This is a genomic window from Paracidovorax wautersii, assembly GCF_900113035.1.
Taxonomy (GTDB): domain Bacteria; phylum Pseudomonadota; class Gammaproteobacteria; order Burkholderiales; family Burkholderiaceae_C; genus Paracidovorax; species Paracidovorax wautersii.
Map to the genome: position 1 here is coordinate 45,240 of NZ_FONX01000018.1, position 23,923 is coordinate 69,162.

Consider the following 23,923-nt stretch of genomic DNA (forward strand, 5'->3'; position numbering starts at 1 on the left):
GCCTGCCTGCGCGCGCCAGGCCGTCAGAGCAGCGATGCCTTGATCGGCGGCACTTCCTGCACCACATCGCCGCACTGGGCGCGGTGGCGCAGCGCGTGGTCCATGAGCACCAGGGCCAGCAGCGCCTCGGCGATGGGCGCGGCGCGGATGCCCACGCAGGGGTCGTGGCGGCCCTTGGTGATGACTTCGGTGCTCTGGCCGTGGATGTCGATGGATTCGCGCGGGCTGATGATGGAGCTGGTGGGCTTGATGGCGATGGAGGCCTCGATGTCTTGCCCGCTGCTGATGCCGCCCAGGATGCCGCCCGCGTTGTTGCCGGCAAAGCCATTGGGCGTGAGCGAATCGCCGTGCGTGGTGCCGCGCTGGACCACGCTGGCGAAGCCGGCGCCGATCTCCACGGCCTTGACGGCGTTCAGGCCCATGAGCGCATGGGCGATGTCGGCATCGAGCTTGTCGTAGAGCGGCTCGCCCAGGCCCACCGGCACGCCCGTGGCCTGCACGCGGATGCGGGCGCCGCAGGAGTCGCCGGCCTTGCGCAGCGCATCCATGTAGTTCTCCAGCGCCGAGACATCGGCCACCGGGGCGAAGAAGGGGTTGTTCGGCACGTGGTCCCAGCTCTCGAACGGGATCTCCACCTCGCCGATCTGCGTCATGCAGGCGCGAAAGCGCGTGCCGTACTTTTCGGCCAGCCATTTCTTGGCGACGGCGCCGGCCGCCACGGTGGGCGCGGTGAGCCGGGCCGAGGACCGTCCGCCGCCGCGCGGATCGCGCAGGCCGTACTTGTGCCAGTAGGTGTAGTCGGCATGGCCCGGGCGGAAGCTCTGGGCGATGCTCGAGTAGTCCTTGCTGCGCTGGTCGGTGTTGCGGATCAGCAGGGCGATGGGCGTTCCCGTGGTGCGGCCTTCATAGACGCCCGAGAGGATCTCCACCGCATCGGGTTCGGCGCGCTGGGTGACGTGGCGGCTGGTGCCGGGGCGGCGGCGGTCCAGGTCGAGCTGGATGTCGGCCTCAGTGAGCGCCATGCCGGGCGGGCACCCGTCGATCACGCAGCCGATGGCCGGGCCGTGGGATTCACCGAAGTTGGTGACTGCGAATAGGGTGCCGAGTGTGTTGCCGCTCATGGGCGGCGATTATCCCAGAGCCATGCCGCTCTCCGGGCCATCAAGGCCGCCTGTACGAACGCCAGAGCCCGCTCACTGGGCGCTGCCGCTACGCCACCTCGGCCCCGATCGTCGAAAGGCCGCGGAGCAGGCCAGGCCAGCAGACGCCGTGGAGCCGGCTTTGCCGGGCCACCAGCGTCGCCCCCTTCCCGCGTAAGGCGCGAGAGAAGGGGGAAGCCGCGCAGCGGCTCAGGGGGTTGCCTGCTTCTCTTCAGGCCAGTCGCGGATATAGGCCTTGAGCATCTGGTTCTCGAAGTTCTGGCTGTCCACCACGGCCTTGGCCACGTCGTAGAAGCTGATCACGCCCATGAGCATGCGGCGGTCCATCACCGGCATGTAGCGCGCATGGCGGCCCAGCATCATGCGGCGGACTTCGTCCATGTCGGTTTCCAGCGTGCAGGTGAGCGGCGCATCGTCCATGGCCGAGCGCACCAGCGTCGTGCCCAGGTTGCCGCCGTTCTTGACGATGGCCTGGATCACCTCGCGGAAGGTGAGCATGCCGACCAGGTCGCCATGATCCATGACGACCAGCGAGCCGATGTCCTTCTCGGACATCACCTGCGCCGCCGCGGCCAGCGGCTCGTCCGCCGTGACGGTGTAGAGGGTGTTGCCTTTGACGCGGAGGATGTCGCTGACTTTCATGGGTGTCTCCAGGGATGCAGGCCCGCGCAGATGGCGGATGGGTAGCGAAAGAATATAGCCCACAATAAACCGAAGCCAGACACAGAAGTACAGAAGGAGACACGAACACCATGCCCGGTTACTCAGACCCCGGCTTCGACACGCTCGCGCTGCACGCGGGCGCCGTGCCCGACCCCGCCACCGGCGCGCGCGCGGTGCCCATCCATCTCAGCACCTCGTTCGTGTTCGAGTCGAGCGACCATGCCGCGTCGCTCTTCAACCTGGAGCGGCCGGGCCACGTCTACAGCCGCATCAGCAACCCGACCAACGCGGTGCTGGAGCAGCGCGTGGCGGCGCTCGAAGGCGGCGTGGGCGCCATCGCCGTGGCCAGCGGCCAGGCCGCGCTGCATCTGGCGATCTGCACGCTGATGGGCGCGGGCAGCCACATCGTGGCCAGCACGGCGCTCTATGGCGGCTCGCAGAACCTGCTGCACTACACGCTGGCGCGCTTCGGTATCGAGACCACCTTCGTGCGGCCCGGCGACATCGACGGCTGGCGCGCCGCCGTGCGGCCCAACACCAGGCTCTTCTTCGGCGAGACCGTGGGCAACCCCGGGCTCGACGTGCTGGACATCCCGACCGTGAGCGCCATCGCGCACGAGGCCGGCGTGCCGCTGCTGGTGGACTCCACCCTCACCTCGCCATGGCTCATCAAGCCCTTCGAGCATGGCGCGGACCTGGTCTATCACTCGGCCACCAAGTTCCTCTCCGGCCACGGCACGGTGATCGGCGGCGTGGTCGTCGATGGCGGCAGCTTCGACTGGGAGGGCCCGCGCACGGCCGGCCGCTTCGCGGAGCTGACGGCGCCCTACGAGGGCTTTCACGGCATGGTGTTCAGCGAGGAATCCACCGTCGGCGTCTTCCTGCTGCGCGCGCGGCGCGAAGGCCTGCGCGACTTCGGCGCCTGCATGAGCCCGCATACCGCATGGCTGATCCTGCAGGGCATTGAGACGCTGCCGCTGCGCATGGAGCGTCACATGCGCAACACGCAGCGGGTGGTCGAATTCCTGGCCGCCCAGCCCTTCGTGGCCCGCGTGGGCCACCCGATGCTGGAATCCCACCCCAGCCATGCGCTGGCGCTGCGGCTGCTGCCGCGCGGCGCGGGCTCGGTGTTCAGCTTCGACCTCAAGGGCAGCCGCGCCCAGGGCAAGGCCTTCATCGAGTCGCTGAAGGTCTTCAGCCACCTGGCCAACGTGGGCGACTGCCGCAGTCTGGTGATCCACCCGGCCAGCACCACGCACTTTCGCATGGGCGACGAGGCGCTGGCGCAGGCCGGCATCTCGCAAGGCACGATCCGCCTGTCCATCGGGCTCGAAGATGCCGACGACCTCATCGACGACCTGAAGCGGGCGCTGAAGGTGGCCGAGAAAGCCGGGGCCTGACGCCATGCAAGTCACCGTCAACGGTTCCCCCCTCTACTGCTACACCGGCGGCAAACCCTTCGATGCGGCACGGCCCACGGCCGTGCTGATCCACGGCGTGCTCAACGACCACAGCGTCTGGGGCTTCCAGAGCCGGCACCTGGCCCACCACGGCTGGAACGTGCTGGCCGTCGATCTGCCCGGCCACGGCCGCAGCGGCGGCGACGCGCCCGAGAGCGTGGAACAGGCGGCCGATGGCATCCTCGCCCTGCTGCGCGCGCTGGGCGTGGAGCGCGCCGCGCTCGTCGGCCACAGCTGGGGCTCGCTGATCGCGCTGGAGGCCGCGGCGCGGCTGGGCACGGCCGCCACGCACCTGGCGCTGGTCGGCACGGCCTATCCGATGAAGGTCTCTCCCGCGCTGATCGAGGCCGCGCTCCACGAGCCCGAAAAGGCGCTGCGCATGGTCAACGTGTTCTCGCGCAGCGGCCTGGCATCGCCCTCGGGGGGCGGCTTCTGGACCTTCGGCGCCGGCATGGCGCTGGGCCGGCGCGTGCTGCGCAGCAATCCGCAGGTCAACGTGTTCCACCGGGGCTTCGTGGCCTGCGACCGCTATGCGGGCGCGGAGGCGGCCATCGCCGCCCTCGCCTGCCCGGTGCTGTTCGCGCTGGGCCGCTCGGACCAGATGACGCCGCCGCGCGCCGCACAGGGGCTGATCGCCGCAGCGCAGGCGCGTGGGCTTCCTGTGGTGGTGGAGATGCTGCCTGCTGGCCACAGCCAGATGACGGAAGCGCCCGAAGCAACGCTGGCCGCGCTGCGCGGTTTTCTAGGTGTTTAGGCAGCCAAAAGGCCTGCAGCGCTTGATCCACCTGGGTATATAGCTATATTTTCAATAGCAAAACCCAGAGGAGAGGAGCCGGCCCTCAGCCCTGCGGCGCGCCCAGCAGCTGGCACAACCCCGTCAGGTCGGCCACCGTGGCCGGCTGGGGGCCGGCGTGCGGCCAGGGCTCGGCCTGACGGTTGATCCACACGGCCTGCATGCCGGCCTGCAGCGCGCCGTGCGCGTCCAGCAGCGCATCGTCGCCCACGTGCAGCACGGCGGCGGGCTCCACTTCCAGCCACTGCGCGGCGGCGTGGAAGATGCGCGCATCGGGTTTGGCGATGCCGAATTCGCGTGCCTTGAGGCTGCCGCGGAAGTAATGGTCCAGGCCGATCACGTCCAGATGCGCGTTGCCGTTGCTGACAGCCAGCAGCGGATAGCGCGCCGCGAGGAAGTCCAGCGAGGCGATGGCGTCGTCGTAGAGATCCACGCGCTGGCGCTGGGCGAAGAACACCTCGAAGGCGCCGTCCGCCAGGGCTTCGTCCTCGCCGCAGCGCTGCAGCGCGGTGCGGATGCTCTCGCGCCGCAGCGCGCTCAGGTCGTGCGACCATTCCGGGTGGGCCTGCAGCACGCCGGAGCGGATGGCCGCCGCCGCCTGCGCGTCGGCCAGCAGCGCGGCCGTGGCCGGCGCGCGCGGCTGCAGCCATTCGCGCAGCACCACTTCGGCCCGCCCGATGGCGGGCCAGACGGGCCAGAGAGTGTCGTCAAGATCCAGGGTGATTGCGCGGATGCGGGCGGTGTCGAGCATGGTGGCCGAGAATAGCGCAACCGTTCAGGTGCCACCTCTCCACACATCCATGACCTCAGCCCCCGCAGCCCACGCAGACCGCACCTCCAACGCATCCCCCGCCCGCACCGCCGTGCTGCTGTGCAACCTGGGCACGCCCGACGAGCCCACCGCGCCCGCGCTGCGCCGCTATCTAGCGCAGTTCCTGGGTGATCCGCGCGTGGTGGAGATCCCGCGCATCGCCTGGCTGCCCATCCTGCACGGCATCATCCTGCGCGTGCGGCCGGCCAAGTCGGCCGCCAAGTACGCCAGCATCTGGACGCCCGACGGCTCGCCCCTGGCGGTGTGGACGCAGCGCCAGGCCACGCTGCTGCGCGGCTGGCTGGGCGAAGCGGGCCAGCGCGTCGTGGTGCGCCACGCCATGCGCTACGGCAAGCCCTCCATCGCATCGCAGCTGCAGGCCCTGCAGGACGAAGGCGTGGACCGGGTGCTGGTGCTGCCGCTCTACCCGCAGTATTCGGCCACCACCACGGCCAGCGTGGTGGACGACGTGACCGACTGGGCGCGGCGCCAGCGGCGCTTTCCCGAGCTGCGCTTCGTCAACAGCTACCACGACCATCCGGCCTACATCGACGCGCTGGCGCAGAGCGTGCGCGCCCACTGGGCCCGCGAAGGCGGCCCGGCCGAGCAGCTGGTGATGAGCTTTCACGGTATCCCCGAGCGCAACGTGCGCCTGGGCGATCCCTACCAGGCCGAATGCCAGGCCACCGCCCGCCTGCTGGCCCAGGCGCTGAACCTGCAGCCCGACCAGTGGCGCCTGACCTTCCAGTCGCGCTTCGGCCCCGCGAAGTGGCTGGAGCCCTACACCGAGCCCACGCTCGTCGCCATGGCGCAGGCCGGCACGCGCCGCGTCGATGTGATGTGCCCGGGCTTCACGGGCGACTGCCTGGAGACGCTGGAAGAAATCAGCATGGAAGCGCGCGAGGCCTTCCTGCACGCCGGCGGGCAGGAGTTCCGCTACATCCCCTGCATGAACGACGGCGCGCCGTGGATCACGGCGCTCAGCCAGATCGCGCAACAGCACATGGGGGGCTGGGAAACGCGCTGATCGCGGCCGGCACGTTCCGGCAGCAGCGGGCGCACCCATAGCCCTCACCCTGCGCACGGGAGGGCCGCGCCGGGCAGCAGCGCGGCTCGCGGCCCAGCCGCGCCGGCTCGCTCAGAGCCGGTTCAGGCGCCGCGCATTCGCCACGGCCTTGGCGCGCACCGGCGCCAGCCCCTTGCCCATCACCCCCATGGCGGCGGACTGCCATTGCGAGGCCAGCGCCCGCTGGCCCGCCAAACCGCCCTTGCTGCCCCAGGGCGTGAACCAGGCCCGCATCATCGCCATGCCCAGCGCAGGCCCCGACAGCATGGACTGCGTGACCATGGCCATCCAGGCCTCCGCGAAGGCGGTCTGCTTCTCCGACACCATGCGCGTGAACTCGCGCTGATCGCGCACCGAGGGCTGCGCACCGGCAGCCGCCATGCGGGTGAGGCGGTGGGCGATCACCTGCGGGGCGGCGACGGACAGCTCGGCACCCTGGCGCCACAGGTCGGCGGCTTGCTGTTGATTCTTGGGGGACATGGTGCACTCCTGGCCCCGCTGCGGGGCGGCATTCAGACAAAAGGAAGGATGAGAAGACTCCCTCCCATGGTGCGCCGCCAGGCGCGCTGCGCACGTAGTCTGGGGCCTCTTTCTTGATTATTGATTGGCAATAATTCTCATTCATATCTACACTCGCATCCCGGCTGGCGCGCAGGCCTTTGCGCCCTGCGGCCATTGCCACTGCGGCGCTGCCTGCCCGATCGAACGGCTGCAAGCCCGCACGGTGCGGCCGCGGGGCGCCCATGCCCCAGCCACCCCACCCCGCACGCGTTCACGCGCTCGCGTGCTCCCTTTCATCCGCTATTCCAACGGCCCGTTTCCATGCATCGCCTCACCCCTCTCGCCGCCGCTGCGCTGGTCGCCAGCCTGCCGCTGCACGCACAGACCACCGCCACGCCCGCCCCCACCGAACTGCCCACCGTGAACGTGAGCGCCAGCGCCGACGCATCGGCCCAGGGCCTGTCGCCGGCCTATGCCGGCGGGCAGGTGGCGCGCGGCGGCCGCGCCGGCATTCTGGGCACGCGCGACAACATGGACACGCCGTTCTCCATCACCAGCTACACCAACGAGCTGATCCAGGACCGGCAGGCCCGCAGCGTGGGCGACGTGCTGCAGAACGACCCGACGGTGCGCGTGGCGCGGGGCTTCGGCAACTTCCAGGAGTCGTACTTCATCCGCGGCTTCATCCTGGGATCGGACGACGTGGCCTACAACGGCCTCTACAGCCTGCTGCCGCGCCAGTACATCGCCACCGAACTGTTCGAGCGGGTGGAGCTGCTGCGCGGCGCGTCGGCCTTCCTCACCGGCGCCAGCCCGAACGGCGGCGGCATCGGCGGCAACATCAACCTGCTGCCCAAGCGCGCGCCGAACGAGCCCCTGACGCGCGTCGGCACAAGCGTGGACAGCGGCGGCCAGATGGGCGTTTCCACCGACATCGCGCGGCGCTTCGGCCCCGACGGCAGCACCGGCATCCGGCTCAACGCGGCCTACCGCGGTGGCGACACCGCCGTCGATGACGAGAACGCCAAGCTCGGCCTGTTCGCCCTGGGCCTGGACTGGCGCAGCCGCGACGTGCGCCTCTCGGGCGACATCGGCTGGCAGGACAACCAGCTCAAGCGCACCCGCACCAACGTGGCCTCGGCCAACGGCATTCCGGCCGCGCCCGATGCCTCGTCCAACTGGGCGCAGCCCTGGTCGTACTCCAACGAGCGCGACCTCTTTGGCACCCTGCGCGGGGAATGGGACATCACCGGCGACGTGACCGCCTGGGCCGCCTACGGCTTGCGGCGCAGCAAGGAGGCCAACTCGCTGGCCAACATCACCGTGAACAACGCCGCCACCGGCGCGGCCACCACCAGCCGCTTCGACAACGCCCGCAAGGACCAGGTGGACACGGGCGAACTCGGCCTGCGCGGCAAGCTGCGCACCGGCAGCGTGGGCCATGAATGGGTCGCCAGCTATTCCGCCTTCCGCCTCAAGAAGGACAACGCCTATGCGCTCAGCAGCGGCTTCACCCTGAACACCAACCTCTACAACCCCACGAGCTACGCGCAGACGCCGCTCACCTTCCTGGGCAACGACCTGGCCAACCCCGCCTACAACGGCGGCACCAAGCTGCGCAGCCTGGCGCTGGGCGACACGCTGTCGCTGCTGGACGGCCGGACGCTGCTCACCATCGGCGCACGGCACCAGACCATCGAGACCGAATCCGTCACCTACCGCACGGTGTTCAACGGCGCCGTGACGGGCGCCGGCGGCGCCAGCACGGTCTATGAGAAAAGCCGGACCAGCCCGGTGCTCGGCGTGGTGTTCAAGGCCACTCCGCAGTGGTCGGTGTACGGCAACTACATCGAGGGGCTGGTGGCGGGCGACACCGCGCCCGCCACCTCCGGCGGCGTGGCCGTGTCCAACGCGGGCGAGCAGCTGTCGCCCTACGTCTCCAAGCAGAAGGAAATCGGCGTGAAGTTCGACGGCGGCCGCCTGGGCGGCAGCGTGGCCGTTTTCTCCACCACCAAGCCGCGTTCGCTGATGGTGGGCTCGCGCTTCACCTCTGAAGGCGAGGACCGCCACCAGGGCGTCGAAGCCACCCTCTTCGGCGAGGCCGCGCGCGGCCTGCGCCTGCTGGGCGGCGCAACGTGGCTGGATGCCCAGCAGCGCCGCACCGGCAACGCCACCACCGACGGGCAGCGCGTGATCGGCGTGCCGCGCTTTCAGGCCACGGCCGGCGCGGAATGGGACGTGCCCGGCGTGCGGGGACTGGCGGTGGACGGCCGCCTGGTGCATACCGGCGCCAGCTACGCCAACGCCACCAACACCCTGCGCGTGAGCGGCTGGACCCGGCTGGACCTGGGCATGCGCTACCTGACCGAATGGAACGGCCGGGCCCTGACCCTGCGCGCCCGCGTGGACAACGTGGCCAACCGCAACTACTGGGCTTCCGTCGGCGGCTATCCCGGCTCCGGCTACCTGGTGCTGGGCGCGCCGCGCACCTTGGTGGTCAGCGCCAGCGTCGATTTCTGACGTAGCCCCACAAGGTACACGCCAATGCAAAACGCCCGGCCAGGCCGGGCGTTTTGCATGCATCGAGCGCTCGGGCGCCGTGCTGCGCTCAGGCATCCATCTGCTGCAGCCGCAGCAGCTTGCGGCGCCCCAGGTGCTTGAGCACGCGCGGCACGATCAGCACGGCCAGCACGATCACCAGCAGCGCCAGCGACATGGGCCGCTGCAGGAACACCAGCCAGCTGCCTTCGCCGATGGAGATGGCGTTGCGCATCTGCGCCTCGGCCAGCGGGCCCAGGATCATGCCCACCACCACCGGCGCGGTCGGGAAGTCGAAGCGCCGCATCAGCACGCCCAGCAGGCCGATGCCGTAGAGCAGGAACAGATCGAACGCGCTCTGGCGCATGCCATAGGCGCCCACCGTGGCGAAGATCAGGATGCCCGCGTAGAGCTGCGGCTTGGGCACCTTCAGCAGCTTGACCCACAGGCCCACCATGGGCAGGTTCAGCACCAGCAGCATGATGTTGCCGATGTAGAGCGAGGCGATCAGCGCCCACACCAGCGTGGCCGAAGTGGTGAAGAGCTGCGGCCCCGGGTTGATGCCGTAGTTCTGGAACGCGCCCAGCAGCACGGCCGTGGTGTTGCTGGTGGGAATGCCCAGCGTCAGCAGCGGGATCAGCGCGGCCGTCACCGTGGCGTTGTTGGCGGCCTCGGGGCCGGCCACGCCTTCGATGGCGCCCCGGGTGCCGAACTCGGCCCGGTCTTCGGGCTTGGCCAGCTTCTTCTCGGCGGCGTAGCTCAGGAAGGTCGGGATCTCCGTGCCGCCCGCCGGGATGCAGCCGAAGGGCGTGCCGATCAGCGTGCCGCGGATCCACGCGGGCACCGAACGCTTCCAGTCGCGCTGGGTCATGTGGACGCGCCCCATGCGGTTCTGCGTATCGACCACGCGGCCTTCGTAGAGGGCGGCGTAGAGCACCTCGGCCACGGCGAAGAGGCCCACGGCCACCAGCACGATGTCGATGCCGTCCAGCAGCTCGGGCTGGCCCAGGGTGTAGCGGGCGGCGCCGGAGATCTGGTCCATGCCGATGCAGCCCAGCGCCAGGCCCACGAACAGCGCCGTCATGCCGCGCACCGTGCTCTTGCCCAGCACCGCGCTCACGGTGGTGAAGGCCAGCACCATCAGCATGAAGTATTCGGGCGGGCCGAGCTTGACCGCGAAGTCGGCCACATAGGGCGCGAACAGCGTCACCACCACGGTGGCGATGGTGCCGGCGACGAACGAGCCGATGGCCGCGGTGGCCAGCGCCGCGCCGGCGCGGCCGCTCTTGGCCATCTTGTTGCCCTCCATGGCCGTGACCATGCTGGCCGTCTCTCCCGGCGTGTTCAGCAGGATGGAGGTGGTCGAGCCGCCGTACATGGCGCCGTAGTAGATGCCCGCGAAGAAGATCATGGAGGCCGTGACCTCCACCTTGGCCGTGATGGGCAGCAGCATGGCCACGGCCACCGCCGGGCCGATGCCGGGCAGCACGCCCACCGCCGTGCCCAGGGCGCAGCCCACCAGGGCCCACAGCAGGTTGACCGGCGTGGCGGCGGTGGCGAAGCCTGCCAGCAGTGCGTCGAAGATTTCCATCACAGCCACCCCGTGTTCGTCAGGCCCGGCAGGTTGATCGCCAGGAATTGCGTGAAGGCCCAGAAGACGGGCGCCGAAATGAGCAGGCCCGTGAGCGCATCCACGCCCCAGGTGCGCAGGCTGGCGGCGGCCGGCTGGCCCGCGGCGCGGCGCAGGCCCTGCACCGCGAGCAGGTAGCAGAGCGTGCAGCTCAGGATGAAGCCCACCGTGGTGATGAGCGCCGCGTTCAGCAGCAGGCCGGCCGAGACCCAGGCGAAGGCGCCCTTGTCGGCCCGGGCCGCGCCGCCGCCGGCGTCCAGCTCGCGAAAGCCGCCGGAGAGCGCCTCCCACACCAGGAAGGCGCCGCACAGCGCCAGCACGCCCGACACCAGCCAGGGCAGGAAGTTGGGGCCGACGCCGCCATAGCCCGCATTGGCGGGAATGGCGAGTGCGCCCCAGGCCAGCGCGGCGGCCGCCACCAGCACGCCGGCGCCCACCAGCAGCTGCGCGCGCGTGGCGGGCACGTTGCCGGAGCCGGGCTCGGGCGGCGCATCGCCGGGTGCGGCGGCGGAAATCGAGTGTTCAGTCATGGAAAACCACCCAGGGAAAAAAGTCGATGACGGGCAACGAAGGGGCCAAAGAAAAGCGCACCCGCCACCGGGGCGAATGCGCTCGTCTCAGGCCAGGCCGGGGCTGCGGCGGCTCAGACCATGCCGGCCTTGACCATGGTGGCGCGCAGGCTGGCGAATTCCGCATCGACGAAGGCGCCGAACTCGTCGCCGGCCAGCCAGGCGGGCGTCCAGTCGTTCTTCTCCATCGACTCCGCCCAGCTCTTGCTCTTGACCGCCTGGGCCACCATGTCGATCAGCGCCTTGCGCTGCACCGGGGTGATGCCGGGCGCGCCATAGACGCCGCGCCAGTTGCCGATCTCCACGTTGATGCCCTGCTCCTTGAGCGTGGGCACGGCCGAGCCCTTGAGCCGCTGGCCCGAGGTGACGGCCACCGGCACCATCTTCTTGGTGTTGATGTATTCGGCCATCTCGCTGTAGCCGCCGCCGCCGATGGTCACGTTGCCGCCCAGGATGGCGGCGATCGCCTCGCCGCCCCCACGGAAGGCCACGTAGTTGATCTTGGCCGGGTCCACACCCACCTCGCGGGCGATCATGGCCGCCGCGATGTGCTCGGTGGAGCCGCGCGAGCCGCCGCCCCACTTCACGCTGCCCGGGTCCTTCTTGAGCTGCGCGATCACCTCGGCCATCGACTTGTAGGGCGAGTTGGCGGGCAGCACGAAGACGTTGTATTCGCTGGTCAGGCGCGCGATGGGCGTGGCCTGCGAGAGGTTCACCGGCGGCTTGCCGGTGATGATGCCGCCCAGCATCACGGCGCCCATCACCATCAGCGCGTTCGGGTCGCCCTTGGAGCCGTTGACGAACTGCGCCAGGCCGATGGCGCCGGCAGCGCCGCCCTTGTTGTCATACGTGACGGACGAGGCCACGCCCGCGTCCTGCAGCGCCTTGCCCAGGGCCCGGCCCGTGGTGTCCCAGCCGCCGCCGGGGTTGGCGGGCAGCATCATCTTGACGGAGGCGGCGGCGTGGGCCGACAGCGGCAGCGCGCCGGTGGCGGCCAGGGCGGCCAATGACTTGAGGAAGGTATCGCGGCGCATGGCATGTCTCCTTGGGATATGGGTGCCGTCCGGCAGGCTGCGATGGCCGTGCCGGAACTCGTTCTTGTGGCGGCGATGATGCGCGCCCATCCTGTCAAATGGCTGTCCGCAGACTCAGGGAAAACACCTGGGGTAGAGCCTTTCGCAGGCGGTGCTAAGGTTTCGCGCATGCAATTGCTTCTCGTGGAAGACGACGCCGCCATGCAGGCCACGCTGCAGCGCTCGCTGGCGCGGCGCGGCATGGAAGTGACCGCCCTGGCCGACGGCCGCGCGGCCCTGGCCCAGTGGATCGCCCGCCCGCCCGACGCCATCGTGCTCGACCTCAGCCTGCCCGGCCTGGACGGCCTGCAGGTGCTGCAGCAGGCCCGCGCGCGCGGCCTGCGCACGCCCGTGCTGCTGCTCACGGCCCGCGGCACCGTGGGCGACCGGGTGCTGGGCCTGAACGCGGGCGCGGACGACTACCTGCCCAAGCCCTTCGATCTGGACGAGCTGGAGGCCCGCCTGCGCGCCCTGGTGCGCCGCAGCGGCGATGCGCCAGAAGCCCGATCGGCCGCCAGCGCAATCGTGCTGGGCGCCATACGCTATGAAAAAGAGAGCGGCGCGATCTACCGGGACGGCGAGGTGATGGAGTTCACCCCGCGCGAGCTGGCGCTGATGCACGCCCTGCTCGCCCAGCCGGGCCATGCCGTCACCAAGGAGCGGCTCTATGAACTGGTCTTCCCCGGCCAGCTCGACGTGCAGTACGAGGCCATCGAGGTCGTCGTCTATCGCCTGCGCAAGAAGCTCGCCGGCACCGGCCTCACGCTGATGACGCTGCGCGGCCTGGGCTATCTGCTGAAGGCCGACGCGTGAGGCGCCACGCGATGCGCCGCGCGGGGCCGGCGCTCTCGCTGCGCCAGCAGCTGCTGGTGGGCATCCTGGTGCCGGTGTTCGCCTTCGTCGTCTTCAACACCCTGAGCCTCTACCGCGAAACGCTGCAGTCGCTGCACACGGCCTACGACCGCACGCTGCTCGCCTCGGCCAAGAGCATCAGCGAGCAGCTGGACGTGGAGGGCTACGACGATGCCGCCACGCTGCACGCCACCGTGCCCTATTCGGCGCTGGAAGCCTTCGAGGCCGACAACCAGAGCCGCATGTTCTACCGCGTCTCCAATCTGCACGGAGAGCTGGTCTCGGGCTTCGCCGAGCTGCCCGTGTGGCGCGGCACCATTCCTGCCCGCCCGCCCTATGCCGCGCTGGTCGATTTCTACAACGACGAATTCCGCGGCCAGCCGGTGCGCGTGGCCGTGCTGCTGCAGCCCGTGTCGTCGGCGCGCGGCCGGGGCATGGCGGTGATCCAGGTGGCCGAGACGCTGGAGCTGCGCCACACCCTGGCGCTGCAGATGCTCTGGAACACCCTGGCGCGGCAGGCCCTACTGGTGGCGGCCATCGCGCTCATCGTGGTGCTGGTGGTGCAGCGCGCCACGCGGCCGGTGCGCCAGCTCAGCGCCCATCTGCAGGAACGCACGGAGGACGACCTGAGCCCCATCGCTGCCCCGTCCGCGCCGCGCGAGCTGCAGCCGCTGATCGACGCCACCAACGGCGTGATGCAGCGGCTGGACTATCTGCTGGAGCACCAGAAGCGCTTCGTGCGCGATGCATCCCACCAGCTGCGCACGCCGCTGGCCGTGCTCAAGACCCAGGTGCAGTCGGCCCTGCGCGGCGACGCGCCGCCCGGGCAGGCGCTGCGCGAGATCGGCGACACGGTGGACCGCGCCACCCAGCTGGCCAACCAGATGCTGGCGCTGGCCAAGGTGGAGCAGCTGCGCCAGCAGGCCACGCCGCCGCTCACGCGGCTGGACACGGTGCTGCGCGAAGTCGCGCTCGACCTCTCCCCCCTGGTGGCACAGCACGACTTGGACTTCGGCATCCATACCGACCCGGCACCGCTGCGCGCCCACGCCTGGATGCTGCGCGAACTGGCGCGCAACCTGCTGCACAACGCCATCCGCCATGCGCCGGCCGGCAGCACGCTCAGCGTCGATCTGCGCAGCGACGGCCGGCATGCGGCCCTCACCATCGCCGACCAGGGCCCTGGCATCGATGCCGAGCTGGCCACGCGGCTCTTCCAGCCCTTCTCGGCCGGCGACATCCGCACCGGCTCCGGCCTGGGCCTGGCCATCTGCCACGAGATCGTGCAGGCGCTGGGCGGCAGCATCGCACTGGTCAACCGGGAGGAAGGCGGGCGCATCGCCGGGCTCGACGCCGTCGTGCGCCTGCCGCTGGAGCCGGCCGGCGCCTGAAACCGCGGCCCGCCTTGGGCACAATCGGCACGATGACGACCACGACGAGCAAGACCCCGCTGGCAGCCATGCGCCTGGACAAATGGCTGTGGTGCGCGCGCTTCTACAAGACCCGCAGCCTCGCCACCGAAGAGATCGGCAAGGGCCGCGTCACGGTCAACGGCCAGCAGGCCAAGGCCGCGCGCGACGTGCGCCCGGGCGACACGCTGGAACTCCGCCAGGGCCCGGTGCAGCGCACCGTGGTGATCCGCGCCCTGAGCGGCATGCGCGGGCCGGCTCCGGTGGCGCAGCTGCTGTTCGAGGAGACACCCGAAAGCATCGCCGCCCGGGCCGCTGCCGCCGAGCTGCGGCGCCTGGCGCCCGAGCCCGCCGCCAGCCTGCAGGAAGGCCGGCCCACCAAGCGCGACCGCCGCAACATCGACCGCGCGGGCGACTGGGGCCAGCGCTGGAGCGCGTCGCTGGACGACTGAAGGCCGGCGACGCGCGGGGGGCGGATCAGGCCGCCAGCGGTTCCGGGAAATGCACGACCAGCGCCTCGCTCTCGCCGGCCAGCAGGCTCAGGTAGGAGGGGGCCAGCGGTTTTTCGCAGGGCTCGGCCCGGAAGCGGATGGCGATGTCCGCCGCAGCGGGCGAGAAGAACAGGCAGACCTTGTCGGCCACCGGATCGCAGCTGGAAAACAGCGCCCTGCCGGAACCCGGCCGCGCCATCAGGAACTTGGCCATGAAGACTTGCTGGATCTGCCGCGCCGGCTCGAAAGCCTCGCGTTCACGACCCAGATCCAGACGATACCAATTGCTGCTCACGGAAGCCTCTCCCCGGACGAACCGGAAAAATGGGAATGAGGCCATCCTAGAAAACCCTGGCTCCGCTGCGCGTTCCGCAGCGGCCCACGCGGGCGTAGGACTTTGGCGCATCGAACCCGCAGCGAACTGGCCAGTTTCCGCCTGACGGCAACACGGAGCACCCCGCAGCGGGCCCGCGCGCCTACCATTCGCACGTCGGCTTCACGGCCGACACCCTCCCTTTGCTTTTCAAGCAAATTCGACCCGCCTTGGCGGGTCTTTTTTTGGGCAGGGCATGCGGGAAAGGGCCATTCCCGCATGCCACAGGTCGAGGGATCGGGGCAGGCAGTGCGCGCTGCCCGGGGGCATCTCGGCTCCGCGGCACGCCCGCGGTGCCAGAATCCGGGGCCTCGAACGTCATAGCGCGCACACAAATTGCGAGCTTTGCGCAGCAACTGCCTTGTTCGGCCTGCACAATGGCTCGAACGCCCTGCGAGTGCTCCATGGATTTCACCCTTGATCTGCCGACCGTGCTGGTCGTCTACAACACTTCGCTGTTCGCCGGCGCGCTCAGCATCTTCCAGATCCGCCTGCACTCCTGCCGCCCCCGTGGCCTGGCCTGCCTGGGCGCTGCCTACCTGATGCTGGCCTGCGGCTCCGGACTGGCCTGGCGGGGCGAGGTCGCCGCCCTGCCCGTGTGGCTGTGGACGCACGGCAGCCTGGCCCTCGGCACCTTCGGCTACACCTTCTTCTGGGCCGGCATACGGGGCTTCAGCGGCCGCCGCAGCATTCCGTGGGCAGCCGTGCTGCTGCTGCCCGGGGCCTGCTCCATATTGGGGCTCATCACGGGCTTTCCGATCCACAACCTCCCGCGCGCGGGCGTCTTCCACGCGACCGCCGTGCTGGCGCTGCTGCTGAGCCTCTACGAGCTTCTGCGGGAGACGCGCACGGAACCCCTGCCCTCGCGCTGGCCGCTGGCATTGCTCGTGGGGCTGAGCGGCACCATCTACCTGTTGCGGCTGATCCATATCCTGAGCGGCTCGGCCGGCGGCGCGAGCAGCTTCGCCTGGGCGTTCTACGTGCAGATCTTCTGCCACTTCGGCATCGCGCTGATGGCGGCCACGCTCTCGAACGAGCGCGCCCAGATCCGCCTGGCGCAGGCCGCCCATACCGACCCCATGACCGGGGCGGGCAACCGGCGCTGGCTGGCCTCGCGCCTGCCCGCCTACCTGCCGGCCCAGAGTGCCGTCGCGCAGCTGGACCTGGATCATTTCAAGCGCATCAACGACGAGTTCGGACATTCGGCCGGCGATGCGGTGCTGATCGAGTTCGCACTCTGCATACAGAGCCAGCTGCGCGCGTCGGACCTGTTCGCGCGCACCGGCGGCGAGGAGTTCGTGATCTATCTGCCGGACGTCACGCGCTCCGAGGTCTGGTCGATCGCGCAGCGGCTGCGCGCCAGCGTGGAGGCGCTGCGGGTGCAGGTGGACGGCAAGACCATCCCCATCACCGTGAGCATCGGCCTGGCCTGGACGGCCTCGGCCGCCTATTCGCAGCAGGAATGCCTGAAGCGGGCGGACCTGGCCTTGTACGAGGCCAAGCACGCGGGCCGCAACCAGGTGCGCGCGGCCGACTAGCGAAGCACGGCCGGCGCCGGGGGCAGAGCCCGCCCCGCCCCGGCAGCCCAGGCTCAGCTGCCCGCCACCTTCATGCGGTTGACGAGGATCGAGCCCACCGTCTTGGCGCCGTAGTTGTAGGCATCGGCACCCACGGCCTGGATGCCCTTGAGCATGTCCTTGAGGTTGCCGGCGATGGTGATCTCCTGCACCGGGAAGGCGATCTCGCCGTTCTCCACCCAGAAGCCGCTGGCGCCGCGCGAATAGTCGCCGGTGACGTAGTTCACGCCCTGGCCCATCAGCTCGATGACGAACAGGCCCGTGCCCAGCTTCTTGAGCATGGCGTCCAGGTCGTCGCCCGGCCGGGTGTGGCGCGAGGTGAGCGTGAGGTTATGCGAGCCGCCGGCGTTGCCGGTGGTCTTCATGCCCAGCTTGCGCGCCGAATAGGTGGAGAGGAAGTAGCCCTCCACGCGGCCGGCATCGACCACCTTGCGGGCGGACACGCGCACGCCTTCCTCGTCGAAGGGCGAGCTGCCCTTGCCGCCGAGCACGAAGGGGTCTTCGATCAGGTCGATGTGGGCCGGCAGCACGCGCTTGCCCAGCGAATCGAGCAGGAAGGAGCTCTTGCGGTAGAGCGCGCCGCCGCTCACGGCCTGCACGAAGCTGCCCAGCAGGCCCGCGGCCAGGGGCGATTCGAACAGCACCGGGCACTGGGTGGTGGGGATCTTGCGGCTGCCCAGGCGGCTCAGGGCGCGCTCGGCGGCATAGCGGCCGATCAGCGCCGGTGCCGACAGGTCGGCCGCGCTGCGCATGGAGCAGTACCAGGCGTCGCGCTGCATCTCGGCATGGCGGCCGGGCAGCGAGGCGATGGGCGCCACCGACATGCTGTGGCGCGAGCTGGCATAGCCGCCGCGAAAGCCGCGCGTGTGGGCGCTGAAGAAGTGGCTCTGCTGGGCCGATACGCCCGCGCCTTCGCTCTTGGTGATGCGCTTGTGCGTCTTCAAGGCCGCGGCCTCGCATTCCAGCGCCAGGCGGGCCGCCTCTTCGCTGGTGATGGCCCAGGGGTGGAACAGCTGCAGGTCGCGGTGCGTGTCGGCTGGCGCGATGTCGGCCGCATCGGGCAAGCCGGCGACCGGGTCTTCGGCGGTGAAGCGGGCGATGTCGTAGGCCGCCTGCACGGTGCGCTCGATGGCCGCGAGGGAGAAGTCCGACGTGCTGGCATTGCCGCGCCGGTTGCCCACATAGACGGTAACGCCCAGCGACTTGTCGCGGTTGCGCTCCACGTTCTCCAGTTCGCCCTTGCGCACGCTGACCGACAGGCCGCAGCCTTCGGAGGCCTCGGCGCCCGCATCGGTCGCGCCCAGCTTGCGGGCATGGCCCAGGGCGTGGTCCACCAGGCCTTCGAAGAAGTCGCGGGTGTAGCTGAAGCCGCTCTCGGCGGCAGATGGAGCGGAGGCCTTGTCGGCGCCAGCGGCGGTGCGTGAGCGGGGTGTATTCATATCGGCGGCTATGATACTTGCCGCTTCCCGGCGCCATGGAGCCGGGTCTTTTCTCCGGACACACCGCGTGTCCCGCCCCCGAGTTTTTCCCCCACCATGTCACGCAAACCCACCAAAGGCTACTTCGTGCGAGGCCAGTTCGTCGCCGCAGGCAGCGAACTCGACATCGCCCTGAAGGCCGAACTCAAAGGCACGACCGAGTCGAGCCGCACCGATATGAAGCGCGAAAGCGATGCGCTGCAGAACCTCGGCCGCGACCTGCTCACGCTGCGCGCCGACCTGCTCGACCGCCTGCAGCTGCCCGAAAAGCTCGTCGATGCGCTCGAAGAAGCCAAGCGCATCACCAACTTCGAGGGCAAGCGCCGGCAGATGCAGTACGTCGGCAAGCTCATGCGCAAGCTCGACGAAGCCACCGTGCAGGCCGCGCAGGACGCGCTGGAAGAGCAGCACAGCGGCTCGGCCGCCGAAAAGCTGGCGCTGCACCAGGCCGAGCAGTGGCGCGAGCGGCTGATCGCCGACGACGATGCGCTGGCCCAGTGGCTGGAGCAGTTCCCGCGCACCGACACGCAGCAGATCCGCGCCCTGATCCGCCAGGCCCGCAAGGACGCGCAGCCCGCCGGCAAGGAGGCCAACGTGCAGGTCTCCGAGGGCCTAGCGCCCCGCAAGGGCCGCGCCTACCGCGAGCTGTTCCAGCTGGTGCGCGAGCAGATGCAGGACGCCGGCGACGAAGGCCGTGCCGAAGGTGCCGAGCACGATGCCTGACGCCGCCTCCTCCCCCGCCCTGCCCGCGCCGGATGCGCGCTGCGACGCGCTGCGCATCGGCATCGTCTCCATCAGCGACCGCGCCAGCGCCGGCGTCTATGAAGACAAGGGCCTGCCCGCGCTGCAGGACTGGCTCGCGCGCGCGCTGCTCAACCCCATCGCCTTCGAGCCGCGCCTGATCGCCGACGACGAGGCCACCATTAGCCGCACGCTGATCGAGCTGGCGGACACCGCCGCCTGCGACCTGGTGCTGACCACCGGCGGCACCGGCCCCGCGCTGCGCGACGTGACCCCCGAGGCCACGCTGGCCGTGGGCCACAAGGAGATGCCGGGCTTCGGCGAGCAGATGCGCCAGATCAGCCTGCGTTTCGTGCCCACCGCCATCCTCTCGCGCCAGGTGGCCGTGGTGCGCGGCCGCGCGCTCATCATCAACCTGCCGGGCCAGCCCAAGGCCATCGCCGAAACGCTGGGCGGCCTCAAGGACGAGGGCGGCGCGCAGGTCGTGCCGGGCATCTTCGCGGCCGTGCCCTACTGCATCGATCTGATCGGCGGGCCCTACATGGAAACGCGCGACGCGTTCTGCAAGGCCTTCCGGCCCAAGCAGGCGCAGCGGCCTCCGCGCGACTGAACCCCCCCAAGAAAAAAGGCCCTGGCGCGCGATGCACCAGGGCCTTTTGCTATGAGAAAAGTAGCAGCCGGCCGATCGCCGGGCTGCCGGGCGAGGCGCTACTTGCCCACCAGCGCGTTCAGCCGCTCGGCCTCGAACTGCTCGCAGCGCGTCGCGTCTCCCGGAACGCAGCCGCCGGCCTGGGGCGCGGTGCGGGCCAGCTTCTCGATGGCTTCCCAGAGCAGCGCGATCTGGCGCTCCTGCGAGGAGGCGTTGTCGATCAGGCCACGCATGGCCTGCGAGAGCGGATCGTCTTCCTGCGTGATGCCGTAGGCCGTGAAGCGCTGCGCAGGCTGCGGCTCGGTCACGTCGGGGCTGGCGCCGGTCTTGGACGGGATGATGCGCGCCGGGATGCCCACCGCCGTAGCGCCGGCCGGCACGGGCTTGATGACCACGGCGTTGCTGCCGATCTTGGCGCCGTCGCCCACCTCGAAGCCGCCCAGCACCTTGGCGCCCGCGCTCACGACCACGTCGCGGCCCAGCGTGGGGTGGCGCTTGGCGCCCTTGTAGAGCGAGGTGCCGCCCAGCGTCACGCCCTGGTAGATGGTGCAGCCGTCGCCGATCACCGCCGTCTCGCCCACCACCACGCCCATGGCGTGGTCGAAGAACACGCGCTCGCCGATCACGGCGCCGGGGTGGATCTCGATGCCGGTGAGCCAGCGCGAGAAGTTGGAGATGAAGCGCCCGAGCCACTTGAAGCCGTGGTTCCAGCTCCAGTGCGCCGGTCGGTGCAGCCAGATGGCGTGCAGGCCCGGATAACAGGTCACCACCTCCCACGTGCTGCGCGCGGCAGGATCGCGGTCGAGGATGCACTGGATATCGGAGCGGAGGCGGTCGAACATGGGGGACTCGGTTGTTCTTGAAATATGCAAATGCGCCGGCTGGCGCGCTGGCAGTCTATCGCTGCGCCCGTTCGGCCGTCTCCAGCATGGCCTTGGCGACACCGCGCAGGATGTGGATTTCCTCGGGCGTGAGCCGGGCGCGGTTGAAAAGCTGGTTGAGCCGGGGCATGAGCTTCTTGGGCGCGGCGGGGTCGAGGAAGCCGATGCCCTCGAGCGCCCGCTCCCAGTGCTCCAGCATGCCGGCCACCTGGCGCGCATCGGCGCGCGGTGCGGCGGCCTCCTCTGGCGCCCCCTCTTGCCCGGCCAGCGGAAAGCCGCCCAGCGCCTGGCGCCAGTCGTAGGCCAGCACCTGCACCGCCGCGCCCAGGTTGAGCGAGCCGAAGCCGGGGTTGGTGGGAATGGAGAGCGCGACGTGGCAGCGGTACACGTCTTCGTTGGCCATGCCGAAGCGTTCGCTGCCGAAGAGAAAGGCCACGCCGGCCTCGCGCGTCGCGCCGTCTTCATCACCGTTGGGGGCCTGCAGCGCGCGTTCCGCCTGGGCCTGGCGCTCTTCTTTCAGGAGCATCTCGAAATGCGCGCGCGGCTGGCGCGTGGGCGGGCCGAAGTCGCGCGGCGTCATCGCCGTGGCGCACAGGTGGCTCATGCCGTCCAGCGCCTCGTCCAGCGTCTCGACGATGCGGGCCTTTTCCAGCACGTCCAGGGCGCCGCTGGCGCGCTGGATGGTTTCCTCGCGCCGCAGCACGTTGGCCCAGCGCGGCGCCACCAGCACCAGGTCGTCGAAACCCATGGTCTTCATGGCACGGGCGGTGGCGCCCACGTTGCCGGCATGGCTGGTCTGGATGAGGATGAAGCGGGTTTTCATGGGCGGATCGCACGGTGCAGCGGAACCCGTGATTGTCGCCGCCGGCAGCGGAAAAATGCGGCATGGGTAAAATGCAGGGTTTCGCGCTCGCCGGCATCGCCCGGCGTCTCCCCGGGGCCACCTGCCGGCCCCCAACGCCCGCTCCTCATCACAATCCAATGTCGTCCAATCTGCATCCCATGCTCAACGTGGCCATCAAGGCCGCACGCGCCGCCGGCGCCATCATCAACCGTGCCGCGCTCGACGTGGAATCGGTGCGTATTTCGCAAAAGCAGATCAACGACTTTGTGACCGAGGTGGACCACGCGAGCGAGAAGGCCATCATCGAAACCCTGCTGACGGCCTACCCGGGCCACGGCATCATGGCCGAGGAATCGGGCAGCCAGTACGGCGCCCGGGACTCCGAATTCGTCTGGATCATCGATCCGCTGGACGGCACCACCAACTTCATCCACGGCTTCCCGGTCTATTGCGTGAGCATCGCCCTGGCCGTGCGCGGCAAGGTCGAGCAGGCCGTGATCTACGACCCGACGCGCAACGACCTGTTCACCGCCACCAAGGGCCGCGGCGCCTACATGAACGAGCGCCGCATCCGCGTCTCCAAGCGCACGCAGCTCAAGGAATCGCTGATCTCCACGGGCTTCCCGTTCCGCCCGGGCGACAACTTCAAGAACTACCTGAACATCATGGCCGACGTGATGCAGCGCACCGCCGGCCTGCGCCGCCCGGGCGCCGCCGCGCTGGACCTGGCCTATGTGGCGGCTGGCTTCACCGAAGGCTTCTTCGAGACCGGCCTGTCGATCTGGGACGTGGCTGCCGGCTCGCTGCTGGTGACCGAGGCCGGCGGCCTGGTGGGCAACTTCACGGGCGAGGCCGACTTCCTGGAGCAGCGCGAATGCCTGGCCGGCGCACCGCGCATCTACGGCCAGCTGGTGCCCATCCTGAGCAAGTACAGCAAGTTCGCCAGCGCCGGCGACAAGGCCTCCGTGCGCCAGGCAGCCGACAACTTGGATGTGGCCGTGCTGCCCCAGGACGGCGCCGCAGACGCTGACGCTGCCCCCGCGGCCGAGCGCCCGGCCCACGGCGAAGACCGCAGCGCATCGTCAGCCAACGGTCTGTTCTGAAGCCCCGTTCCGCGCCCTGCGGAACCGCTATCGAAAAGAGAGCTGCCAGCGCTTGCACAACAAGCGCTGGCAGCTTTTTTCATGCCTGAACGCAGCCGGCTGTAACTCCCCGGCTCAGTCAGGATCGGGGTACTTCTGGGCGATGGAGCGGAAATCGTCCGCGATATCGACGAAGGCATCCACCATGTCGGGGTCGAAGTGCGTTCCCCGGCCCCTGATGATGGTGCCGCAGGCCTGTTCGTGCGTGAAGGCTGCCTTGTACACGCGCCGGCTGATGAGCGCGTCGTACACGTCGGCCACGGCCATCAGGCGGGCGGAGACGGGGATGTCGTCACCGGCCAGGCCCTGGGGGTAGCCGCTGCCGTCCCACTTCTCCTGGTGGCTGTAGGCGATCTCCTTGGACATGCTGAGGAAGGCCACGCGCATGCCCAGGCGCCGCTCGGCCTTCTCGATCGCATCGCGGCCCAGCGTGGTGTGGGTCTTCATGATCTCGAACTCCTCCGGCGTGAGCGGCCCGGGCTTGAGCAGGATGCTGTCGGGAATGCCGATCTTGCCGATGTCGTGCAGCGGCGCGGATTTGTAGAGCAGGTCGATCGTGCGCTCGTTGAGCAGGTATTCGAACTTGGGGTGGTGGCAGAGCCGCTCGGCCAGCACCTTGACGTAGAGCTGCGTGCGGCGGATGTGGTTGCCGGTCTCGTTGTCGCGGGTTTCGGCCAGCGAGGTCATGGCCATGATGGTCACGTCCTGGATGGCCTGCACCTCCAGCGTGCGCAGGGCCACCTCGCGCTCCAGGTAGGCGCTCTTGTCGCGCAGGAAGTCGGCCGTCGCCTTGAGCGCCAGATGCGTGTGCACGCGCGCCAGCAGGATGGGCGGGCTGATCGGCTTGGTGATGTAGTCCACCGCGCCCAGCGCCAGCCCCACGCGCTCGTCCTCGGATTCGGAGCGCGCGGTGAGGAAGATGACCGGAATGTCGCGCGTGGCGGGGTCGGCCTTGAGCTGGCGGCAGACCTCGTGGCCGTCGAGGCCGGGCATCATGATGTCCAGCAGGATCAGGTCGGGCGGCGCTTCGCTGCGCGCGATCTTCAGCGCCTTCTCGCCGTTGTTGGCGACCCGCACGTGGTAGCGCCCCTGCAGCAGGTTGCCCATCAGCGTGAGGTTGTCGGGCGTGTCGTCCACCACCAGCACGGTGGCGCTCGGCTTGTCGGCCGGCCGGTCCTGGGGGCCCGGCATGAAGGTCTGCGCGTCGAAAGCCATGGTGGTT

At 69.8% G+C, this 23,923-nt stretch carries 23 protein-coding genes; 11 read left to right on the forward strand and 12 right to left on the reverse strand.

The window, feature by feature from the left end; translation table 11 throughout:
- Positions 1 to 23: 23 nt before the first annotated feature.
- Together aroC and BM070_RS20580 are read right to left on the reverse strand one after the other, a co-directional pair.
- Positions 24 to 1,121, reverse strand: a complete 1,098-nt coding sequence (aroC, locus tag BM070_RS20575; protein ID WP_092941420.1) for a chorismate synthase — start codon at positions 1,119 to 1,121, stop codon at positions 24 to 26.
- 228 nt (positions 1,122 to 1,349) lie between these two features.
- Positions 1,350 to 1,802 carry a CBS domain-containing protein gene (locus BM070_RS20580; RefSeq protein ID WP_092941422.1) on the reverse strand — a complete coding sequence of 151 codons (453 nt, stop codon included), beginning with the start codon at positions 1,800 to 1,802 and terminating at the stop codon, positions 1,350 to 1,352.
- Between the two features lie 110 nt (positions 1,803 to 1,912).
- Between BM070_RS20580 and BM070_RS20585 the strand changes: the two genes are divergently transcribed.
- Together BM070_RS20585 and BM070_RS20590 are read left to right on the forward strand one after the other, a co-directional pair.
- Positions 1,913 to 3,223, forward strand: a complete 1,311-nt coding sequence (locus tag BM070_RS20585) for an O-acetylhomoserine aminocarboxypropyltransferase (protein WP_092941424.1) — start codon at positions 1,913 to 1,915, stop codon at positions 3,221 to 3,223.
- 4 nt (positions 3,224 to 3,227) lie between these two features.
- Positions 3,228 to 4,037 (forward strand): alpha/beta fold hydrolase, encoded by an 810-nt coding sequence (locus tag BM070_RS20590; protein ID WP_092941426.1) that lies wholly within the window; start codon positions 3,228 to 3,230, stop codon positions 4,035 to 4,037.
- Between the two features lie 85 nt (positions 4,038 to 4,122).
- On the opposite strand, the gene BM070_RS20595 is transcribed toward BM070_RS20590, so the two are convergent.
- On the reverse strand, positions 4,123 to 4,827 hold the full coding sequence (locus BM070_RS20595) for an HAD family hydrolase (RefSeq protein WP_092941428.1): 705 nt from the start codon (positions 4,825 to 4,827) through the stop codon (positions 4,123 to 4,125).
- Between the two features lie 49 nt (positions 4,828 to 4,876).
- Between BM070_RS20595 and hemH the strand changes: the two genes are divergently transcribed.
- A complete protein-coding gene (hemH, locus tag BM070_RS20600) occupies positions 4,877 to 5,914 on the forward strand; it encodes a ferrochelatase (RefSeq protein WP_092941430.1) in 1,038 nt (345 codons plus the stop codon).
- Between the two features lie 111 nt (positions 5,915 to 6,025).
- Here hemH and BM070_RS20605 read toward each other — a convergent pair whose 3' ends face one another.
- A complete protein-coding gene (locus tag BM070_RS20605) occupies positions 6,026 to 6,433 on the reverse strand; it encodes a polyhydroxyalkanoate granule-associated phasin (protein WP_092941432.1) in 408 nt (135 codons plus the stop codon).
- Positions 6,434 to 6,775: 342 nt separating this feature from the next.
- On the opposite strand from BM070_RS20605, the gene BM070_RS20610 reads away from it, so the two are divergent.
- Positions 6,776 to 8,974 (forward strand): TonB-dependent receptor, encoded by a 2,199-nt coding sequence (locus tag BM070_RS20610; protein WP_092941434.1) that lies wholly within the window; start codon positions 6,776 to 6,778, stop codon positions 8,972 to 8,974.
- 88 nt (positions 8,975 to 9,062) lie between these two features.
- Here BM070_RS20610 and BM070_RS20615 read toward each other — a convergent pair whose 3' ends face one another.
- The 3 genes from BM070_RS20615 to BM070_RS20625 all read right to left on the reverse strand — a co-directional run bounded on the left by BM070_RS20615 (position 9,063) and on the right by BM070_RS20625 (position 12,225).
- Positions 9,063 to 10,583 (reverse strand): tripartite tricarboxylate transporter permease, encoded by a 1,521-nt coding sequence (locus BM070_RS20615; RefSeq protein ID WP_092941436.1) that lies wholly within the window; start codon positions 10,581 to 10,583, stop codon positions 9,063 to 9,065.
- Entirely contained in the window at positions 10,583 to 11,152 is a 570-nt protein-coding gene (locus BM070_RS20620; RefSeq protein WP_092941438.1) for a tripartite tricarboxylate transporter TctB family protein, read from the reverse strand. Before BM070_RS20620 ends, BM070_RS20615 begins: the two co-directional genes overlap by 1 nt.
- A 113-nt stretch (positions 11,153 to 11,265) precedes the next feature.
- On the reverse strand, positions 11,266 to 12,225 hold the full coding sequence (locus tag BM070_RS20625) for a Bug family tripartite tricarboxylate transporter substrate binding protein (RefSeq protein ID WP_092941440.1): 960 nt from the start codon (positions 12,223 to 12,225) through the stop codon (positions 11,266 to 11,268).
- Positions 12,226 to 12,393: 168 nt separating this feature from the next.
- Between BM070_RS20625 and BM070_RS20630 the strand changes: the two genes are divergently transcribed.
- The 3 genes from BM070_RS20630 to BM070_RS20640 are packed head-to-tail and all read left to right on the forward strand — an operon-like array spanning position 12,394 to position 14,977.
- Entirely contained in the window at positions 12,394 to 13,077 is a 684-nt protein-coding gene (locus BM070_RS20630) for a response regulator transcription factor (RefSeq protein WP_092941442.1), read from the forward strand.
- An 11-nt stretch (positions 13,078 to 13,088) separates the two neighbouring features.
- Positions 13,089 to 14,507 carry a sensor histidine kinase gene (locus tag BM070_RS20635; RefSeq protein WP_092941444.1) on the forward strand — a complete coding sequence of 473 codons (1,419 nt, stop codon included), beginning with the start codon at positions 13,089 to 13,091 and terminating at the stop codon, positions 14,505 to 14,507.
- 32 nt (positions 14,508 to 14,539) lie between these two features.
- Positions 14,540 to 14,977: an RNA-binding S4 domain-containing protein gene (locus tag BM070_RS20640; RefSeq protein ID WP_092941446.1), complete on the forward strand. Its 438-nt coding sequence runs from the start codon at positions 14,540 to 14,542 to the stop codon at positions 14,975 to 14,977.
- A gap of 25 nt (positions 14,978 to 15,002) precedes the next feature.
- Here the strand turns inward: BM070_RS20640 and BM070_RS20645 are convergent, their stop codons facing one another.
- Entirely contained in the window at positions 15,003 to 15,311 is a 309-nt protein-coding gene (locus BM070_RS20645) for a hypothetical protein (RefSeq protein ID WP_245785320.1), read from the reverse strand.
- Between the two features lie 482 nt (positions 15,312 to 15,793).
- Between BM070_RS20645 and BM070_RS20650 the strand changes: the two genes are divergently transcribed.
- Positions 15,794 to 16,927, forward strand: coding sequence for a GGDEF domain-containing protein (locus BM070_RS20650; protein ID WP_092941450.1), 1,134 nt, complete (start codon positions 15,794 to 15,796; stop codon positions 16,925 to 16,927).
- A 53-nt stretch (positions 16,928 to 16,980) separates the two neighbouring features.
- Here BM070_RS20650 and pmbA read toward each other — a convergent pair whose 3' ends face one another.
- A complete protein-coding gene (gene pmbA / locus BM070_RS20655) occupies positions 16,981 to 18,405 on the reverse strand; it encodes a metalloprotease PmbA (protein ID WP_092941452.1) in 1,425 nt (474 codons plus the stop codon).
- Positions 18,406 to 18,501: 96 nt separating this feature from the next.
- On the opposite strand from pmbA, the gene yjgA reads away from it, so the two are divergent.
- Both yjgA and mog read left to right on the forward strand, forming a co-directional pair.
- Positions 18,502 to 19,167 (forward strand): ribosome biogenesis factor YjgA, encoded by a 666-nt coding sequence (yjgA, locus tag BM070_RS20660; RefSeq protein WP_092941454.1) that lies wholly within the window; start codon positions 18,502 to 18,504, stop codon positions 19,165 to 19,167.
- Positions 19,160 to 19,795, forward strand: a complete 636-nt coding sequence (gene mog, locus BM070_RS20665; protein WP_092941456.1) for a molybdopterin adenylyltransferase — start codon at positions 19,160 to 19,162, stop codon at positions 19,793 to 19,795. The genes yjgA and mog overlap by 8 nt, the downstream gene beginning before the upstream one ends.
- Before the next feature lie 98 nt (positions 19,796 to 19,893).
- On the opposite strand, the gene cysE is transcribed toward mog, so the two are convergent.
- Positions 19,894 to 20,676: a serine O-acetyltransferase gene (gene cysE, locus BM070_RS20670; RefSeq protein WP_092941458.1), complete on the reverse strand. Its 783-nt coding sequence runs from the start codon at positions 20,674 to 20,676 to the stop codon at positions 19,894 to 19,896.
- Between the two features lie 55 nt (positions 20,677 to 20,731).
- Positions 20,732 to 21,538, reverse strand: a complete 807-nt coding sequence (locus tag BM070_RS20675) for an RNA methyltransferase (RefSeq protein ID WP_092941460.1) — start codon at positions 21,536 to 21,538, stop codon at positions 20,732 to 20,734.
- Between the two features lie 158 nt (positions 21,539 to 21,696).
- Here BM070_RS20675 and BM070_RS20680 point away from each other — a divergent pair, with 158 nt between their 5' ends.
- On the forward strand, positions 21,697 to 22,662 hold the full coding sequence (locus BM070_RS20680; protein WP_092941462.1) for an inositol monophosphatase family protein: 966 nt from the start codon (positions 21,697 to 21,699) through the stop codon (positions 22,660 to 22,662).
- 114 nt (positions 22,663 to 22,776) lie between these two features.
- On the opposite strand, the gene BM070_RS20685 is transcribed toward BM070_RS20680, so the two are convergent.
- Positions 22,777 to 23,916 carry a response regulator gene (locus BM070_RS20685; RefSeq protein WP_281245482.1) on the reverse strand — a complete coding sequence of 380 codons (1,140 nt, stop codon included), beginning with the start codon at positions 23,914 to 23,916 and terminating at the stop codon, positions 22,777 to 22,779.
- Positions 23,917 to 23,923 lie beyond the last annotated feature (7 nt).

Coding starts and splice junctions, on each gene's coding strand:
- cysE (WP_092941458.1), bottom strand. CDS start 20,676: ATGTTCGACCGCCTCCGCTCCGATATCCAGTGCATCCTCGACCGCGAT.
- BM070_RS20590 (WP_092941426.1), top strand. CDS start 3,228: ATGCAAGTCACCGTCAACGGTTCCCCCCTCTACTGCTACACCGGCGGC.
- hemH (WP_092941430.1), top strand. CDS start 4,877: ATGACCTCAGCCCCCGCAGCCCACGCAGACCGCACCTCCAACGCATCC.
- BM070_RS20585 (WP_092941424.1), top strand. CDS start 1,913: ATGCCCGGTTACTCAGACCCCGGCTTCGACACGCTCGCGCTGCACGCG.
- mog (WP_092941456.1), top strand. CDS start 19,160: ATGCCTGACGCCGCCTCCTCCCCCGCCCTGCCCGCGCCGGATGCGCGC.
- BM070_RS20635 (WP_092941444.1), top strand. CDS start 13,089: ATGCGCCGCGCGGGGCCGGCGCTCTCGCTGCGCCAGCAGCTGCTGGTG.
- BM070_RS20630 (WP_092941442.1), top strand. CDS start 12,394: ATGCAATTGCTTCTCGTGGAAGACGACGCCGCCATGCAGGCCACGCTG.
- BM070_RS20620 (WP_092941438.1), bottom strand. CDS start 11,152: ATGACTGAACACTCGATTTCCGCCGCCGCACCCGGCGATGCGCCGCCC.
- BM070_RS20610 (WP_092941434.1), top strand. CDS start 6,776: ATGCATCGCCTCACCCCTCTCGCCGCCGCTGCGCTGGTCGCCAGCCTG.
- yjgA (WP_092941454.1), top strand. CDS start 18,502: ATGTCACGCAAACCCACCAAAGGCTACTTCGTGCGAGGCCAGTTCGTC.
- pmbA (WP_092941452.1), bottom strand. CDS start 18,405: ATGAATACACCCCGCTCACGCACCGCCGCTGGCGCCGACAAGGCCTCC.
- BM070_RS20580 (WP_092941422.1), bottom strand. CDS start 1,802: ATGAAAGTCAGCGACATCCTCCGCGTCAAAGGCAACACCCTCTACACC.
- aroC (WP_092941420.1), bottom strand. CDS start 1,121: ATGAGCGGCAACACACTCGGCACCCTATTCGCAGTCACCAACTTCGGT.
- BM070_RS20615 (WP_092941436.1), bottom strand. CDS start 10,583: ATGGAAATCTTCGACGCACTGCTGGCAGGCTTCGCCACCGCCGCCACG.
- BM070_RS20605 (WP_092941432.1), bottom strand. CDS start 6,433: ATGTCCCCCAAGAATCAACAGCAAGCCGCCGACCTGTGGCGCCAGGGT.
- BM070_RS20650 (WP_092941450.1), top strand. CDS start 15,794: ATGGATTTCACCCTTGATCTGCCGACCGTGCTGGTCGTCTACAACACT.
- BM070_RS20675 (WP_092941460.1), bottom strand. CDS start 21,538: ATGAAAACCCGCTTCATCCTCATCCAGACCAGCCATGCCGGCAACGTG.
- BM070_RS20685 (WP_281245482.1), bottom strand. CDS start 23,916: ATGGCTTTCGACGCGCAGACCTTCATGCCGGGCCCCCAGGACCGGCCG.
- BM070_RS20595 (WP_092941428.1), bottom strand. CDS start 4,827: ATGCTCGACACCGCCCGCATCCGCGCAATCACCCTGGATCTTGACGAC.
- BM070_RS20625 (WP_092941440.1), bottom strand. CDS start 12,225: ATGCGCCGCGATACCTTCCTCAAGTCATTGGCCGCCCTGGCCGCCACC.
- BM070_RS20680 (WP_092941462.1), top strand. CDS start 21,697: ATGTCGTCCAATCTGCATCCCATGCTCAACGTGGCCATCAAGGCCGCA.
- BM070_RS20640 (WP_092941446.1), top strand. CDS start 14,540: ATGACGACCACGACGAGCAAGACCCCGCTGGCAGCCATGCGCCTGGAC.